This window comes from Nicoliella sp. ESL1149, from assembly GCF_058107265.1.
In genome coordinates this window covers 459,932-475,751 of sequence record NZ_JBYLUE010000002.1, presented here as the reverse complement: position 1 = coordinate 475,751, position 15,820 = coordinate 459,932, and the positions used below count along the sequence as shown (strand labels likewise).

At 33.4% G+C, this 15,820-nt stretch carries 19 protein-coding genes and 1 pseudogene; 16 read left to right on the top strand and 4 right to left on the bottom strand.

All coding sequences use genetic code 11. The features are described from left to right. The first annotated feature begins 50 nt into the window (after positions 1-50). Positions 51-569: a TetR/AcrR family transcriptional regulator gene (locus AC3B6G_RS02555; protein WP_489848867.1), complete on the top strand. Its 519-nt coding sequence runs from the start codon at positions 51-53 to the stop codon at positions 567-569. A 70-nt stretch (positions 570-639) separates the two neighbouring features. Here the strand turns inward: AC3B6G_RS02555 and AC3B6G_RS02550 are convergent, their stop codons facing one another. After that, positions 640-843 carry a cold-shock protein gene (locus AC3B6G_RS02550; RefSeq protein WP_489848866.1) on the bottom strand — a complete coding sequence of 68 codons (204 nt, stop codon included), beginning with the start codon at positions 841-843 and terminating at the stop codon, positions 640-642. Between the two features lie 519 nt (positions 844-1,362). On the opposite strand from AC3B6G_RS02550, the gene AC3B6G_RS02545 reads away from it, so the two are divergent. The 4 genes from AC3B6G_RS02545 to AC3B6G_RS02530 all read left to right on the top strand — a co-directional run bounded on the left by AC3B6G_RS02545 (position 1,363) and on the right by AC3B6G_RS02530 (position 3,251). Further along, a complete protein-coding gene (locus tag AC3B6G_RS02545) occupies positions 1,363-2,133 on the top strand; it encodes a gamma-glutamyl-gamma-aminobutyrate hydrolase family protein (protein ID WP_489848865.1) in 771 nt (256 codons plus the stop codon). Between the two features lie 48 nt (positions 2,134-2,181). Next, the gene (locus tag AC3B6G_RS02540) at positions 2,182-2,871 is read left to right on the top strand and encodes an NAD(P)H-dependent oxidoreductase (protein WP_489848864.1); all 690 of its coding nucleotides are present in this window, start codon (positions 2,182-2,184) and stop codon (positions 2,869-2,871) included. 1 nt (position 2,872) lies between these two features. Further along, positions 2,873-3,052: a hypothetical protein gene (locus AC3B6G_RS02535; protein WP_489848863.1), complete on the top strand. Its 180-nt coding sequence runs from the start codon at positions 2,873-2,875 to the stop codon at positions 3,050-3,052. Between the two features lie 76 nt (positions 3,053-3,128). Beyond that, entirely contained in the window at positions 3,129-3,251 is a 123-nt protein-coding gene (locus tag AC3B6G_RS02530; RefSeq protein WP_489848862.1) for a hypothetical protein, read from the top strand. Between the two features lie 30 nt (positions 3,252-3,281). On the opposite strand, the gene AC3B6G_RS02525 is transcribed toward AC3B6G_RS02530, so the two are convergent. Next, complete coding sequence (locus tag AC3B6G_RS02525) at positions 3,282-3,716, bottom strand: hypothetical protein (protein WP_489848861.1); 435 nt, start codon at positions 3,714-3,716, stop codon at positions 3,282-3,284. A gap of 66 nt (positions 3,717-3,782) precedes the next feature. Between AC3B6G_RS02525 and AC3B6G_RS02520 the strand changes: the two are divergent. From AC3B6G_RS02520 to AC3B6G_RS02485, 8 genes and pseudogenes are all read left to right on the top strand, one after another. Then, a pseudogene (locus AC3B6G_RS02520) lies at positions 3,783-3,932 on the top strand (ribonuclease H1 domain-containing protein); the annotation flags it as partial. A gap of 63 nt (positions 3,933-3,995) precedes the next feature. Next, complete coding sequence (locus tag AC3B6G_RS02515) at positions 3,996-4,700, top strand: ribonuclease H family protein (protein ID WP_489848860.1); 705 nt, start codon at positions 3,996-3,998, stop codon at positions 4,698-4,700. Between the two features lies 1 nt (position 4,701). Further along, complete coding sequence (locus AC3B6G_RS02510) at positions 4,702-5,259, top strand: sugar O-acetyltransferase (RefSeq protein WP_489848859.1); 558 nt, start codon at positions 4,702-4,704, stop codon at positions 5,257-5,259. 212 nt (positions 5,260-5,471) lie between these two features. Next, positions 5,472-7,163, top strand: coding sequence for a BCCT family transporter (locus AC3B6G_RS02505; protein WP_489849557.1), 1,692 nt, complete (start codon positions 5,472-5,474; stop codon positions 7,161-7,163). Further along, complete coding sequence (locus AC3B6G_RS02500) at positions 7,129-8,067, top strand: phosphoglycerate dehydrogenase (RefSeq protein ID WP_489848858.1); 939 nt, start codon at positions 7,129-7,131, stop codon at positions 8,065-8,067. The genes AC3B6G_RS02505 and AC3B6G_RS02500 overlap by 35 nt, the downstream gene beginning before the upstream one ends. 151 nt (positions 8,068-8,218) lie before the next feature. Beyond that, a complete protein-coding gene (locus AC3B6G_RS02495) occupies positions 8,219-8,872 on the top strand; it encodes a helix-turn-helix domain-containing protein (protein ID WP_489848857.1) in 654 nt (217 codons plus the stop codon). Positions 8,873-9,032: 160 nt separating this feature from the next. Next, complete coding sequence (locus AC3B6G_RS02490; protein WP_489848856.1) at positions 9,033-9,383, top strand: hypothetical protein; 351 nt, start codon at positions 9,033-9,035, stop codon at positions 9,381-9,383. 114 nt (positions 9,384-9,497) lie between these two features. After that, a complete protein-coding gene (locus AC3B6G_RS02485) occupies positions 9,498-10,112 on the top strand; it encodes a helix-turn-helix domain-containing protein (RefSeq protein ID WP_489848855.1) in 615 nt (204 codons plus the stop codon). 57 nt (positions 10,113-10,169) lie between these two features. Here the strand turns inward: AC3B6G_RS02485 and map are convergent, their stop codons facing one another. Beyond that, positions 10,170-10,979 (bottom strand): type I methionyl aminopeptidase, encoded by an 810-nt coding sequence (map, locus tag AC3B6G_RS02480; protein WP_489848854.1) that lies wholly within the window; start codon positions 10,977-10,979, stop codon positions 10,170-10,172. A gap of 145 nt (positions 10,980-11,124) precedes the next feature. On the opposite strand from map, the gene AC3B6G_RS02475 reads away from it, so the two are divergent. From AC3B6G_RS02475 to AC3B6G_RS02465, 3 genes are all read left to right on the top strand, one after another. After that, the gene (locus AC3B6G_RS02475; protein WP_489848853.1) at positions 11,125-12,003 is read left to right on the top strand and encodes an alpha/beta hydrolase; all 879 of its coding nucleotides are present in this window, start codon (positions 11,125-11,127) and stop codon (positions 12,001-12,003) included. Positions 12,004-12,079: 76 nt separating this feature from the next. Then, on the top strand, positions 12,080-13,507 hold the full coding sequence (locus AC3B6G_RS02470) for an MFS transporter (RefSeq protein WP_489848852.1): 1,428 nt from the start codon (positions 12,080-12,082) through the stop codon (positions 13,505-13,507). Positions 13,508-13,520: 13 nt separating this feature from the next. After that, positions 13,521-13,742 carry a hypothetical protein gene (locus AC3B6G_RS02465; protein ID WP_489848851.1) on the top strand — a complete coding sequence of 74 codons (222 nt, stop codon included), beginning with the start codon at positions 13,521-13,523 and terminating at the stop codon, positions 13,740-13,742. A 51-nt stretch (positions 13,743-13,793) separates the two neighbouring features. On the opposite strand, the gene AC3B6G_RS02460 is transcribed toward AC3B6G_RS02465, so the two are convergent. Continuing rightward, positions 13,794-15,716: a M13 family metallopeptidase gene (locus AC3B6G_RS02460; protein WP_489848850.1), complete on the bottom strand. Its 1,923-nt coding sequence runs from the start codon at positions 15,714-15,716 to the stop codon at positions 13,794-13,796. Positions 15,717-15,820 lie beyond the last annotated feature (104 nt).

The window sequence follows — 15,820 nt, the reverse complement described above, 5'->3', positions numbered from 1 at the left end:
TGTATTATAATGATATTAAACGATTTTGTTAATAGAACGGAGAAGTGAAGATGCGAGATAAAGTAGCGACGAAAAGTAATATTGTTATATGCTTTTTTAAATTAATGCAAACAAAGAGCTACGATAAAATAACAGTTAAAGAGATTTGTAAAAAGACAAATACATCGCGAATGACTTTTTATCGTAATTTTCATACAAAAGAAGATTTAGTTCGTTATCATTTTGATATTATGTACACTTCTTTTTTGCAACAACTCTTAACAAATCCTACACATCAGATGTATGATATTTTAAACATTTTTTTTCAGTTGATAAGAGACGATAAAGATTCATTGGATGCTATCGTTAAAAACAATTTAACCGATTTAATGCGGGAACGTTTAAGATATTTTGTTCAACAGTTGATTGAAGAAGGGGTAGTTCCGGTTCGTCATCATTCTACAAATTTATTAGCAGCAATGTTTGCTGGAGGGATTTCTGATTTATTGATCGAATGGAGTCGAGAGGGAATGAAAGAAGACGTTGATTCAGTCGTTTTATTCATTTCTAAATATATGCGTTTTAAATAATTAAATTTAGACATAAAAAAACTCTTTAGCATTTGCTAAAGAGTTTTTTTATTTTAGTTTAAACTAATAATTAGTCTTCAACTGGAGTAACGTTAGCAGCTTGTGGGCCACGGTCACCTTGTTCAACATCTAAAGTAACTTTTTGACCTTCGTCTAAAGTCTTGAAGCCGTCTTTGTTGATAGCTGAGTAGTGAACGAAAACGTCACCGTTGTCAGTAGTAATAAATCCGTAACCCTTATCTGCGTTGAACCATTTAACAGTACCTTGTTCCATAATAATGAAACCTCCTATATAAAAATATATTTTTACATGTTCCTATAAAGCTTGAATCTAATAAGGAGTAATAAATCGTTCATTATATTATAAAACAATTGACCTTAATAACTCGAAACCTTTGTAACACGTTAGATACATATTAGCATGAAAGAAGATAGATGTCAAAGTAAAAAGTACGCTGAAGAACTGAAAATAACGACATTTAATTAAAAATAGGAAGTTTAATAAGTTGTAACATTGATGTAAAAGCTTTTTTAAAATTTTAGATCTAAAAAGAGAATATAAATTTTTTCTAATCGGAAAATTAACTGTTAGCATTAGTAATGTTAATTCAAGAAATAAAAGCATTGATATTCTTTATGGATAGTAGCGCTCCAATCATTTTAAGGCTAGATGTATGAAGAAACGATACTTGCTTTTATTAGAAAATCTATTAAAATAGTATCAACTAATAAATATTTTGAAGGAGTTTAATGATGAATTAAACAAGTGAAAACGATAAAGGAGATCAAGTATATGAGAATTGGAATAACCACTCAGAAAAGTAATAAGAATGTTGCTAGTTTTAAGATGGATGAATTTGAATTACCAGAATCCGTATTGAACATTTGTATGTTAAATGGGATTACACCGGTAATTTTACCAGAAACTAACTCTGAGGATTTAATTCAAAGTATGCTTGACATGGTTGATGGAGTTATTATTACCGGTGGCGGAGATGTTGATACACGTTTGTATGGTGAAAAACCACTTCAATATGAGAAAATTAGCTGTATGCCTGGTAAGTCGCCATTGCGCGATCAATTTGAAACTAAATTGATTCGAGCTGCTTTTAGAAGTAAAAAACCAATCCTTGGAATCTGTCGTGGCTTGCAAATCATTAATGTTGTATTTGGGGGAAGCCTTTATCAAAATTTGGCTACTCAGTATGAAAAATATTCCGATGATGCAATTGCTCATTTTCAAGTTGGTAAGTCTGAAAAAGCTACTCATGAAGTTGAAATTGCACCAAATAGTAAGTTGTATCAAGCAGTTAATTCTAATCATGTGGGTGTTAATTCATATCACCACCAAGCAATCAAACGAGTGGGGACTGGTTTGAAAGTCAGTGCTAAAGCTACAGATGGATTGATTGAGGGAATTGAAACTGCTGATGGTTCGATTCAAGCAGTGCAATGGCATCCAGAACAACTTGCATCTAAAGATGAAAAATCAATGGATATCTTTAAGAGTTTCTTCAAACGTTGCGAAAGAAATGAAAATAAAATTAAATACGCTAATAATTAAAGCCAAATGAAAAGTCGTTTGGCTTTTTTATTTGAAAGAGGGTTAACATTGAAAACACTAATTATAGTTGCTCATCCAGAAATAGAAGATTCTGGAACACAAAAATTTTTACATGATAGTCAAGTAAATTTAGCTGATGTCACTTGGCACGTTTTGAATCAAAATATGGAATTTGATGAAAAAAAAGAACAACAATTATTAATGGTGCATGATCGAATTATTTTTCAATTTCCATTATATTGGTATAGTGCGCCAGCAATTCTAAAAGAATGGGAAGACAAAGTTTTAACTAGAGCATTTACATATCCTGAAGAGGATGGTTGTTTAATGGAAAAACAGTTTGGAATTGTTACTTCGATTGGGGTGCCAGAAAAACAATATGCACCTGGCCAAAGAGAAACTTACCCTTTAAGTTCGCTATTACTTCCATTTCAAGCCCTTGCTAAGCGAGCTCAAATGATATATTTAACTCCGTTCATAGTTGATCAATTTGCTTATCAAACGCCTATTGAAAAACAACGGTTAACGGTAAGCTATCGTCAATATTTATTGACGGGGAATGCCATTGGGTTTAAAAATGCCCAAGATTTTATTTTACAAGAATTGAAAGAAATAAAATTCCCCAACGATAATGATCAAATGATCCTAAGATTAGTTGCTGATCAAATTAAGCAGAATCAAACGCACTTATCTGATTTAAAAGCGCAATTAAAATTAATAAAACGACAGGAGGATTAAAATGGTTGATAATAATGAATGGGCTATCAACGAATTAAGTCGTTTAAGTACTCAAAAAATCGGCTTCATTGAAAAAGCAACTTTAGTCCAGGCTCGTCAAATTGTTAAAGAACAACAAAAACGAATTGAACAGGCTGAAGATGAGCTTGATGGCCGAAGTTGGAGCCCTATGAAATGGTGAATTTGATTTCTAACAGTTATTTGTATTATAATTAAACAGATAATTAATAATTCTATTTATAAAGGAGTAATACATTATGCGTATCGCACATCCAAACGGTGTTCAAGGCCGTCGTCCAATTAACAAGAATAAACGTAAACAAAAACGTGATGAAGTTTCTAAGTTACAAAAATTCTTAAAGCAAAGTCCTGCTAAATAAATAAAAAGTCCAGCTAAGTGCTGGACTTTTTTATTTATTTAATTGATGGTTCCCTGCTCGGACATGTTTATGGTGAGAAATTTGTCGTAATTGATCCTTCATCATATTGATTTCCGTTTCATGTTGGACCTTCCATTGATGATATGATGAATGACTATCGGAATCATTGATTTTTAAACCGGTATCTAACCAGAACAAAGCTTCAGAAAGGCTGGCAAAATTATGTAACCATAACGTTTGACCATTGTCAGAATCAAATGCAACGTATGATTTAACTTGACGTTTTAGAAAGGTATGCCGTCTGATTTTAAAAGCTTCTCTTTTACGGGTTAATTTGTGATCAGCTAAGATATATTTACCTTGCATTTCAAGATTGGGGAACCGTTCATTACGTTGTGCTTTTTTATCTTTTAACATTGCCCATGCTTGTTTGACAGTGATTAATTTTACGTTTAGTTTTGCCATGTTAGTCTTCCCCTTTTTATTTTTATTTTCGCATATTAAGGGAATTAATAAAAGCAATGTTACTATATTTTAAGGAGTGTTTTAACAATCACTAAATATTACGCAGTTAAAAAGGGTCGAAAAACGGGAATTTTCAACACTTGGGATGAGGCGAAAGAACAGGTTCAGTCTTTTCAAGGTGCTAAATTCAAAAGCTTTTCAATAAAAAAAGACGCAGAAGCCTATTTAAACGGAGAATCTTCAACTAATACGGTTCAACAGTTAGATTTTTTCAATGAAATGAATGGAATTATTGTTTATACCGATGGTGGATCTCGGAATACGGGGAATAAGAAAAACCAACATGTCCATAAGAATGATAAAGCTGCTTGGGCTTATTTGATTATCAGGAATGGTCAAGAAACAAGTAATTCAGGAAGTGAATGGGGAGCAACCAATAATCGAATGGAAATTATGGCGTTATTATCAGCTCTTCAATCATTACTGGACGATCAATTGAATCGTGAAAAAATTACTGTGATAAGTGATTCTCATTATGTTTTAGATTCAATTAGTAAAAAATGGCTTTTTGGTTGGCAAAAACGTGGTTGGAAAACTAGTAGTGGTGGGGATGTTAAAAACGTTGAACTGTGGCAAGACATAATTCACCTACTGCCTCAATTTACTAACATTCATTGGAAATGGACGAAAGGTCATGCTGATAATAAAGGAAATGTCTTTGTTGATGAACTATTGAACAAAGAAATGGATCAAATGAAATCTGGGCAAAAAAAAACGACTTCTAGGGTAACTTCAAACAGTGAAATTAAAAAAGAACCACCTTTGAAGAAAACTACTCAACAGGAATCATCAGATAGCTTAAAAAAGAAATCAATCTTGGATGTTGCTCCAGAATTTAGAAGCTCAGTTAGATCAATTGCAAATGGATTAAAGAAATTGCATTACGATGTTAAACTAAATATGAATGAAAAGGAGAATGATTAAAATGGCAACTGAACGTGAAAAAATGACGGCTGGAGAAAATTATCAACAATTTGATCCAGAATTACAAGAAAGACGTCGTTTAGTCAGAGATGGATTAGGAGAACTTCATCAAATTACTGATAATAAAGTTTTTAACCAAGAGTTAGCTAAATGGTTTGGTGATGCAGGCAAACGATTATTTGTGGAGAACGGGATTAACTTTGATTATGGTTATAATATCCATGTTGGTGATGATTTTTATGCGAACTATAATTTAACGTTATTGGATACTTGTCCAATTACGATTGGGAACCACTGTTATTTTGGTCCGGATGTTGGATTGTATACACCAATTCATCCATTATCAGCTAAACAACGGGCTCAAGATGTTGAATATGGGGCTCCAATTAAGGTTGGAAATGACTGTTGGTTTGGTGGTCACGTTACAATTTTACCAGGAGTAACCTTAGGGAATAATGTTGTTGTAGGTGCGGGGTCCGTTGTCACAAAATCATTTGGTGATAATGTAGTGTTAGTTGGAAATCCAGCAAAAGTTTTAAAAGAACTCCCCGAAGAATAGTTTGTTGGAATTTAAGAAAAATTTAGTATAATAAAAATGAGTGCCATTTAGGTGCTAAGACTCATGATAAAAAATAACAGATCATGATGAAATGGCTTAGGATAGCCGCATAAACACTTTTGAGTGTTCTGTAGGATCTTTTGATCCGATTTCAAATCTTCTGAGGAGGATTTACCATTTTTAAACGTAATCGAATTGATAAGGTAGTTTTCATTCCTACCGTTGTATTGTTTTTTGTTGTTTCTATCCTATTAATGATTGGTGGTTCATCGTTACGGGGATTTCTAGCTTACATATTAAAGACCGTCAGCGGGAGCATGGGATGGGCATATTTATGGATTTATGTCATTAACTTTGTTTTCTTTATGTATATTTTATTTAGTCGTTTTGGGCGAATTAAACTGGGAGATCGAGATGAAAAACCAGCTTACAGTAATTTTGCATGGGGAAGCATGGTCTTTGCAACTGCGATTGATGCCAGTATTTTAATGTTAAGTTTAACTGATCCTATTTCTTATATTCAACAACCGCCATTTGGGGTGAAACCATATAGTAACCAGGCTTACAATATGGCCCATATGTTGGATCAATTTAATTGGGGACCAATGGCATGGATTATGTTTGCAGCTCCCACGATTGCAATTGCCTATATTTTGTATGTAAAAAAAGGAAAAATACAATCATTGAGTGATGCGATCGTTGCATTCAATGGTGATAAACTTTGGCAAAAAATAGGATCGAACATTGTTAACATCTTAGTTGTTTTTGGAATTATGGGAGGAGTTGGAGCTTCCGTTAGTTTGGAAATTCCAATTACCTCAAATGTTTTAAGTCGTTTGACGGGAATTCCTGATAATATGATGCTTAGAACGGCGTTATTTGCAATCTTGTTCGTTATCTTTGCTTTAACTGTTTTCAAGGGATTAAATGGTGGAATTGATAAACTAAGTAGTGCTCATATTTGGACGGCCGTTATTTTACTATTGATCGTTTTATTAGTTGGGCCCACTGTTTATATCTTAAATTCCGAAACCAACAGTGTTGGTTTGTTAATTCAAAAATTTATTCCCCTGGCTACCGATACGGTCCCAAATGGAAAACCGGACTTAACCCAACAAAACATTATTTTTTATTGGGGATGGTGGCTATCATACATGCCATTCATGGGATTGTTCATTGCACGGATTTCACGTGGAAGAACGATTCGTCAAGTTGTTGGTGGAATGTTACTTTACGGTTGTGGTGGCTGTGTTGCTTTTTGTGCCATCTTTGGTGGCTATTCACTTTGGTTGCAAAAAACCGGTCGTTTGAACTTAGTTCATATTCTAAGTACGCCCGGATTAGGGCAACCAGCTGTCATTTCATCTGTTATTTCGACATTACCATTTAAATATGTAATGTTCTTTATCTATTGTGTTTCTTGTTTTGTCTTTTTAGCAACCACTGTCTCTTCATCGACTTTTGTGTTATCATCTTTTACAAGCTTACCACTTGCTAGAAAAGAACAACCAAGCCGATTTACTAGAATGACGTGGGTCGTTATTTTTATGATTTTTTCATATAGTTTAGTTCTAGTTGGTGGTTATAGTACCGTTCAAACTTTTTGTACATTAGCCGGATTTCCTTTAATGTTCGTAGTGCCATTGATTATGTATACATTAGTTAAAATGATGCGTAGTGATGAATCAGCAAAGACATTACGGGTTCAATCTGCAGATTTAAAAGAAGCTAAGCGTGTTATGCGAAAACAGAAAAAAGAGCTTAATTCTGATCGAGAAAGAATTAAACGAGAGGCACGAATTGAACGAAAGAAGTTAAAGAAGGAACGTCAATATAGAACAAAACGAAATAGAAAGCGAGCTGAAAAACATGAAAAAAATAATCGTCCATCCGAAAGCGATTAATTATATTAAAGATAAAATTATTGCAAAGGGTTACGAACCAGTTGTAATGGGAGACCAAAGTGCTGAAAACATTTTGAAGGTTTGTCCTGATGCTTATGGAATCGTAATGATGGTAGACCAATTTCCAAATGACCTTTATGATAAGATGCCTAATTTAAAAATTATTGCCCGTTTTGGGGTTGGTTATAACAACATTGATGCAGATTTTGCTGCTAAAAAAGGAGTTTGGGTAACCAACACTCCTGGTGGAAATGAAAACTCAGTTGCTGAAAGTACGGTTGCTGACATCTTGATTCTATCCAAACATCTTTACACTACTAGTAAGAAGATGCGTGAAGGTGATAATGATTATCCTAATCATAATCCTTCGCATGAAATTAGTGGAAAGACTTTTGGAATTGTTGGTTACGGTCATATCGGTAAGAAGGTTGAACAAATGCTTTCCGGTTTTGACGGGAACATCTTAATTTATAATCGGACTCCTCGTGAAACTAAGTATGGTAAGATGGTCGATTGGGATACCTTGTTTAAGGAATCTGATTACATCAGTCTTCATTTACCAGCAACTAATGGTACGATTGGTGCCGTTGGTGAAAAAGAATTTGAAATGATGAAGGATAGTGCTTATCTAATTAACGTTGCTCGAGGTCCAGTTGTCGATGAACCAGCGATGATCAAAGCTTTGAAGGATCATAAGATTGCCGGTGCTGGTCTCGATGTCTTTGATAAGGAGCCACTTCCAATGGATAGTGAACTTCGGAAATTAGATAACGTCTTTATGACGCCACATAGTTCTGGTGATTCTGTTGAATCTCAACACGTTATTTCAAATCAAGCAATCGATAATATCTTTGCAGTGTTGGATGGTAAGAATCCACTAACCCCTGTAAATGAAGTTAAATAACATTATAAAACCTCGTTAATTTTTAATTAACGAGGTTTCTTTTTGTAAAATTTCAGCAAAGAAACGTTGTTATATCAACGTACAATGAAACTTTGTTTGTTTTTATTGATTAATAATAGTAATAATGGATACATATTTAAAGGAGGAAACTATGAGATTTGGTGAAAGATTAAAACAGCAAAGAAATGAACATAATTTAACCCAAGGACAGATTGCAAAGAAGCTTTCGATTACCCAACAAACAGTTTCTAGTTGGGAAAATGAAAAAAGCTATCCTGATATAAATAGCTTAATTAAAATTAGTGATTTTTATGGAATTTCATTGGATACATTATTAAAGGAGGATACGGGAATGAGAGAATACATGGAGAAAAATAACGTTCAACAAGGATTAAAGCCAATCAAAAAGGGGTTATTGATTATTGATGCATTGTTAATAATGTTTTATTTTGGTGATAGATTTACTATCCAAACAGGTGGGGCTTTGATTAACCTCGTTTTGATTATCGTCATGTGGTTAAATGCATATTTAATTTTGAAATTAAGTAATTTTGAACAAAGTAATGCTTTATCAATTAAGGTTTATGGACAACGACTTTTCGCTATGATTAGTTCTTTAAAATATTTGTTCGTTCTTTTAATTTTTATTGTAATTGCTGGAATTATTTTCATATCACTTTTTAATTTTTCCCCTGCATTCTTTTTCCGATTAGGATATGAAACGGGAACTTTATTATCGCTAGTTGTGGTTTTATCTTTACCAGTAACAGCTCTTTTTAAAGGTATATCATCTAATAAAAACTAATTAAGTATCATAATTAAATTAAATTTCATTCATAAATTAATTGAGACACAAAACGACCCGTTAACATCAAATTAAATGTTAGTGGGTCGTTTTTTAATTTATTTTTCGTCTGGTAATAAGTATTTCTTATCTGCTTCATGGCCTTGTGAAGTTAGAATCTTTGGACCATTTAGTGATCTTTTTTATATTAAAACAGTTCATTACCCAGTTATCAAATGAACACCTAGTGAGTTGGGTTTTGCTTATTGTTATGATTATAAACGCTTTTTCTATATTTGCATTGACTAACTTTGAAGTTTTAAATTTTATGAAACGCCCATCACGTCTGCAAAAATTTATATTAGGGACGGACATGGTTAAAATCGCTTTTTTGATTCCAATTACTTTTTTAATAGTAGCTATTGTTTCACTGATACTAGGATATTTAGATTTTGCAATGTTTATGTTTGGGATGTTTGTTTCTTTATTAGTGCTTCCACTTCTTGCATTTTTACTTCGTAAAATAAAATGATAATTAAACATTTGTTTATTATATAAACGTTATTATATCAACACGCAATGATTCTTTGCTTGTTTTTAATCCTTAAGATAAGTAATAATTAAAGTATCTTAGGAGGTTATTACAATGAGATTTGGAGAACGATTAAAACAACAAAGAACAAAACATGGATTAACTCAGGATCAAGTGGCAGACAAATTTTTGATTACAAGGCAAACGGTTTCCAGTTGGGAGAATGAGAAGAGTTATCCGGATATTGCAAGTCTAATTAAAATTAGTGACTTTTATGGGGTTTCATTAGATACATTACTAAAGGAGGATACTGGAATGCGAGAATATATGGAAAAGAAAAATGTAAAAAATGGATTGAAGTCAGTTAAAATGAGTTTATTTATTATTGATGTTTTATTAGTGATTTTCTTTTTTACAAAAGAAATTTTTCCTGTCATTTCAAATTCAGCTTTTGAATCGTTTATTTTATTTATGATAATGATGATAAATGTTGTTTCAATGAGTTCACTCGATAAATTCGATAAAGATAATTCTTTGAAAATGAAATTTAATTGGCAATACTTCTTATTAAATAAAATTAACATGAAGATGGCAATTTTAATTTCATTATTCTTTTTTATTCTTTTTATAATTGTTTTATTAGTTAATAAAAATAATTATGAATTTGCGTTAGGTATGTTCATTGGTAGTTTAATTTTACCGGTTTCAGTTTTGAAGAGAAAATCATAGGTAAATAAGCCTGTTAACATTTTCGTATTAAATGTTAACAGGCTTATTTATTTAGTATTAATCTTCATCTGGTAATAAGTATTTCTTATCTGCTTCATGGTCTTGTGAAGTTAAAATCTTTGGACCGTCCTTTGTAATAGCAAAGGTATGTTCATATTGAGCAGCAGGAGTACCATCAGCAGAAACGTAGTAAGTCCAATCGTCTTTCTTGTCGTAACGATCCTTGATCTTCCAGGTTCCACCAAGGATAACCATTGGTTCAACAGTAATGGTCATTCCTTCACGTAATCGGAGTCCATGACCAGCTTCACCGTAGTTAGGAACATTTGGTTGTTCGTGGATGGATGGTTGGATACCATGGCCAATCAATTCTTTGACATCACCCATGTGATTTTCATCTTCTACATAATGTTGAATTGCAGCCCCAATGTCACCAATTCGGTTACCAATGACTGCTTGATCAATCCCTAAGTATAGTGCTTTTTTAGTAACTTCCATTAACTTCTTAACTTCAGGAGAAACTTTACCAACAGCATATGACCAACAAGAATCACTTTCAAAACCATCCTTGTTAACACACATATCAACTTTAACGATGTCGCCATCTTTTAACTTTAGTCCCTTTCGGGGAATTCCATGGGCAACTTCATCGTTAATTGAGATACAAGTAGCAAACTTATAACCATCGAATCCTTTTTCAGAAGGATATGCATTGTGTTCCTTGATGAACTTGTCAGCAAATTCCTCGATTTCCCAAGTATCAACTCCTGGTTTAATGATTTTACGTAAAGCTTTGTGGGTAGCAGCTAAAACTGCTCCAGATTTTTCCATCATTCTAATTTCGCGTGGTGATTTTAAAGTAATCAAAATATCGACTCCTTTTTATTTATTCTCTTCTAATTTACTCCTTTTTGAACGCTTTGGCTAATGATAACGTTGGTTTAGTTTTTATTTTTTTTGAAGTAATGTTAAAATTATAAAAGTTTATAAACGTGAATTTGGGGGAACAGTCTTGAAAAGAAGAGATAAGGTTACGACGGTACTGATTTTATTAGTGGTAATTCTACTAGGGTGTGCATTTTATTTGGCCCGGGGTAGTCAATCAACTAATACAACAAGTAATAAGAAAAATAATAAGGATCTACCAACATTATATTTACATGGAATTCACGGAACTGGAAAAGATTTAAATGGGCTGATAACAGTTGCTAAACGTAATGGTGGTAATGGGTATTTAAAAGTTATTATTAGTAAAAATGGGACGATTACTTATCATGGAAAGTTACATTCAGATGATAATCAACCGTTGATTCAAATTGAAATGGCAAATAGTGAAGCGCCTATGAATCAACAAGCAAGTTGGGTCAATCAAATTCTAAAACACCTACATCAAAAATATAACTATCGTCATTACAATACGGTCGGTTTATCAAGCGGAGCAGTTGTATTTTTTATCGCGGCTTCAAATAATACTAAGTGTAAATCAATGCCACAACCAAAACGAATGGTAACAATTGCGGCACCATTCAATGGGATTTTACACATGGATGATAAGCCGAACGCTAATAAAATCTATTCCAATGGGAAACCATTGATTATGCGTGAGGCTAATCCATTTTATCCTGGGTACCGATCTTTACTAAGTGATGCTAAAAAAATGCCCAATGGAGTTGGCTTTTTAAACATTTACGGTAATCTAAAGAACAAGACGAATTCAGATGGAATTGTAACTACTAATTCTGCAGAATCATTAAAATACCTTGTTAGTAAAAAATCGAATGGCTATTATCAACATTTAGAAGTAACAGGCCATGATGCTGCTCATCGTCAATTACCAAACAATCAAATCGTTGACAGAGAAGCAACTAGATATCTTTTTGATAACTATTAATTTACTTTTTTGAAAATTAGTTATAAAATTAAATCGACTATTAATTTATAATGATTACAAAAAAGGAATGATTAATTTGAGTAATGATACCGAAAATAAGCATGTCAGTTACGATTTACATGGGAAACCATATAATCGAACTTGGTTCATCTTCATTTTATTACTAGGTAGTTTTACGATGTCAATCAGTCAATCTTCGTTATCGACTGTTTATCCAACGTTTATGCGTTATTTCCATATTTCAGCGACAACGGTTCAATGGTTAACAACTGCATTTATGTTAGTAATGTGTATCATGATGCCAATTAGTCCTTGGTTATTGAAGAACATGAGTTTTAAGACGTTGTTCATCATGGTGGTAGCTTTATTTGATATTGGATCGATCATAATTTTATTTTCGCCATCGTTTCCAATTATGATGTTTGGACGGATTTTAAAGGCGATTGCTGTTGGAATCTTGTTCCCATCATATCAATCAGTTCTGCTCTATATTACGCCTAAAAAAGATCGTGGTAGTGTAATGGGGAAAGCTGGTTTGGTAATGGGTTCTGCACTTGCCTTTGGTCCAATTATCTCTGGAATTGTCTTAAAGTGGACAGACTGGCACGGACTCTTTGTGTTCTTTATTGTTACAGCAACGATTATCTTGATTTTAAGTTTCTTTGCAATCAAAGATGTTATGCCTAATGAACCAGCTAAGTTAGATTATGTTTCAACATTCTTATTAGTCGGCTTTATTGGATTGCTTTATGTTGTGAACATGATTGGGAAGAAGAACGTTAACTGGACGATGGGAACGATTATTTTAATCGTTAGTTTACTTTTTATTGCCATTTTCGTAATTCGTCAATTCAATTTAAAACAACCATTGCTTCAATTACGGGTATTGAAGGTCTTTAACTATGATTTATCTGTTCTTTTAACTGGAATTTCATACGTTGCTTTAATTGTAACCACGATTGTTTTTCCACTATATTATCAAGACGTTTTAGGGGTGTCACCATTCATTTCTGGAATGGCGTTAGTTCCTGGAGCAGCCTTTTTAAGTATTTTAAATCCCTGGACTGGAAAATTAGCTGATAAGATTGGTTTTAAGAAGACATTATTAACAGGGATGTCAATGATTGTTCTTGGGTGGCTAGTTCTATCATTTACTAGTAACTTGAGTTTACCAATCATGATTTTATTAGCGATGCTGATCGAAGGTGGAAATGCCTTTGTTATGATGCCTGCTGTGACAATGGGAGCTAATTCATTGCCAAAAGATATCATTTCAGATGGAACTGCTGTTACAACGACTGTTCGTCAAATCCTTGGTTCTGCTGGAGTTTCAGTTGCCGCATTGTTATTAACAAATATCTTTGACGGTGAAAGAAGCAGTGGCATTTCGATTGCATTAGCTCATCAAAACAGTTATCATGTTGTATTTGTGACCTTCTTAATTCTTCAGATCATCGGATTGATCATGTCATTGATGATTAAGAATACAAAATCAAACGACTAAGGACGGGGTTTAAATGTGTTGTAAGTCAAGAATTATTTCTTCACTATTTTTGATTTTATACATCGTTATGGCTTATTTCTTATTTTGTACTGATTTAATGAATATGAATAACATGGCGATTGCAATGAAAATCATGGGTGGTGGAATGGTGATTGAAGCCGGAATTAACGTTTATACTAATTTCCGTGATCATCATCGAATGAAAAATAATAAAGATGAACATTGTGATATGTAAAAAACAGCTTGGCGTTAATTCGCCAAGCTGTTTTTATTTTGTAGAACTGAATTACCAAATCTTAACTCTTGATTCAGGAGCGAGGTACATACCATCGCCATCTTTAATATTGAAAGTAGTGAAGAAATCGTCTAAATTCTTAACTTGCACATTAGCTCTTAATTCAGCAGGGGCATGAACATCAATTGATAGTAACAATTGTTTGATTTGTTCAGTTGATTTTGTCCGCCAAATTGTGGCCCAATTGATAAAGAATGCTTCTAGATCAACATCATTTTCACCCTTAGCAGCTTCTTCAGCACAACTAAGTCCACCATCATCAGCAATGTTTTCAGATACAGTCAGTTTACCATTAACTTTTCCACCGGCAAATGGGATGCCATCAAATTCATTGATCATATCTTGAGCTAGTTCTTTAAAATGCTTATGGTCTTCTTCAGTCCACCAGTTATGAAGATTACCAAATTCATCGAATTGGGCTCCATTATTATCAAAAGCATGGGAAATTTCATGAGCGATAACGGCGCCAATCCCACCATAATTTTGACTAGAAGATTGCTTTAAACTATAGAATGGAGCTTGTAAAATAGCGGCAGGAAAGACAATGATATTTTTGAAGGGATGGTAATAAGCATTAACAGTATCTGCACTCATTTCCCATTCTGGGTTAGCAGTAGATTGATTCCATTTACTAAATTCATGTTGAATCGAGATTTTAGTGAACCGCATTAAGTTATTAACGATTGTTCCACCATCATCTTCAGTTACAACTTTAAATTTCTTGAAGAGGGGGTTGATCTGATCAGGATAACCAACGTGGATTTTTAATGCATCCAATTTTACGATGGCTTTTTGGCGGGTGGCTTCGCTTAACCAAGTATTAGTTCTTAAACGTTTTTTATAGACATTGATCATATTAACGACCATTTGTCGAACATCAGCTTTAGCCTTTTCACCAAAGTATTTACGACCGTAATAATCACCAACGACTTGGCTGAAGGTTCCGGTTGCTAAATAGTAAGCAGCTTTTTCTTTGCTAGAAGCTTCTTTTTTTCCGGAAATAGCGCGACTGTAAATGTTACCGGTTTGGCGAAAGTCCTCAGATAAGACCCCACTAAAACCATTAACAACTTTTACTAACATCCAATCTTTCATGTTCTCAAAAGTATCGGGATTAACGATTTCATTAATAGCTGCATAATAAGCAGGTTCTGTAACAATTATTTGTTCAGGCTGTTGGCCAATTAAATCGGTTATTTCTTTAGCTAAATCTAGATATTGACTATGTTCAACGAAGACCTTGAATTCTTGAGGATTATACATTTTGACAGTATCAGCAGCTTCTTCTGAAGACTTAACGTGAGGAGCAATTGACTTATCAAACAACTTTGCCTTTTCAACAATATCTTCAGCATCACTTGCGGAATAGCCACTCATGACCAATAGATCCTGACTCATTTTAGTAAAGACAGGCATTAGTTTTTTAGCAGCTTGATTTCCCTTTTCATAGTAAGTCTTATCTGGTAAGAATAAGCCAGCACTATCCGCAAAGAGAGCATATCTTTTCGCATTTTTCATGTCAACTTCAGTATCTAAGCCAAATGGAAGTGGAAGCCCAGTTAAGGACCAATCACTGATCTGTTCATTTAAATCAGCAAATGATTTTAACTTTTCAATTCGGTTCAAAATTGGTTTGAGTGGTTCTCCACCATCAGCTTCTCGTTTCTTAAAGTTATGAGTCATTTGATAGAATTTCTTGAATTCTTTCATTTCATCATTTTGGGGTTTCATTTTCCCATCACTAAGTTCTTTAAAATCATGCCGGAGTTGTTTTTCAATTGAATCCACTAAATCCATGAATCCTCCAGTTGATGAATGGTCAGCAGGAATTTTTGCGGTTTTGAGCCATTCACCATTAACGGCTTCGTAAAGATTATCTTTAATTAATTCATGATTAACTGAATCTTTGGACATAAAACGACCTCCTAAATATAGTTACCATAAAGTGTACCAAAAAATAGCGATAATGTAACGCTAAGTGTTAAAATATTAGTAAATTTGTGAAATCGAGATGAAAT

What these genes read in the sequence shown, in the direction of transcription:
- AC3B6G_RS02525 (WP_489848861.1), bottom strand. Translation starts at nt 3,716, where the DNA reads ATGGCAAAACTAAACGTAAAATTAATCACTGTCAAACAAGCATGGGCA.
- AC3B6G_RS02465 (WP_489848851.1), top strand. Translation starts at nt 13,521, where the DNA reads ATGTGTTGTAAGTCAAGAATTATTTCTTCACTATTTTTGATTTTATAC.
- AC3B6G_RS02545 (WP_489848865.1), top strand. Translation starts at nt 1,363, where the DNA reads ATGAGAATTGGAATAACCACTCAGAAAAGTAATAAGAATGTTGCTAGT.
- AC3B6G_RS02530 (WP_489848862.1), top strand. Translation starts at nt 3,129, where the DNA reads ATGCGTATCGCACATCCAAACGGTGTTCAAGGCCGTCGTCCAATTAAC.
- AC3B6G_RS02550 (WP_489848866.1), bottom strand. Translation starts at nt 843, where the DNA reads ATGGAACAAGGTACTGTTAAATGGTTCAACGCAGATAAGGGTTACGGA.
- AC3B6G_RS02515 (WP_489848860.1), top strand. Translation starts at nt 3,996, where the DNA reads ATGAATGGAATTATTGTTTATACCGATGGTGGATCTCGGAATACGGGG.
- AC3B6G_RS02500 (WP_489848858.1), top strand. Translation starts at nt 7,129, where the DNA reads ATGAAAAAAATAATCGTCCATCCGAAAGCGATTAATTATATTAAAGAT.
- AC3B6G_RS02485 (WP_489848855.1), top strand. Translation starts at nt 9,498, where the DNA reads ATGAGATTTGGAGAACGATTAAAACAACAAAGAACAAAACATGGATTA.
- AC3B6G_RS02555 (WP_489848867.1), top strand. Translation starts at nt 51, where the DNA reads ATGCGAGATAAAGTAGCGACGAAAAGTAATATTGTTATATGCTTTTTT.
- AC3B6G_RS02495 (WP_489848857.1), top strand. Translation starts at nt 8,219, where the DNA reads ATGAGATTTGGTGAAAGATTAAAACAGCAAAGAAATGAACATAATTTA.
- AC3B6G_RS02535 (WP_489848863.1), top strand. Translation starts at nt 2,873, where the DNA reads ATGGTTGATAATAATGAATGGGCTATCAACGAATTAAGTCGTTTAAGT.
- AC3B6G_RS02460 (WP_489848850.1), bottom strand. Translation starts at nt 15,716, where the DNA reads ATGTCCAAAGATTCAGTTAATCATGAATTAATTAAAGATAATCTTTAC.
- AC3B6G_RS02510 (WP_489848859.1), top strand. Translation starts at nt 4,702, where the DNA reads ATGGCAACTGAACGTGAAAAAATGACGGCTGGAGAAAATTATCAACAA.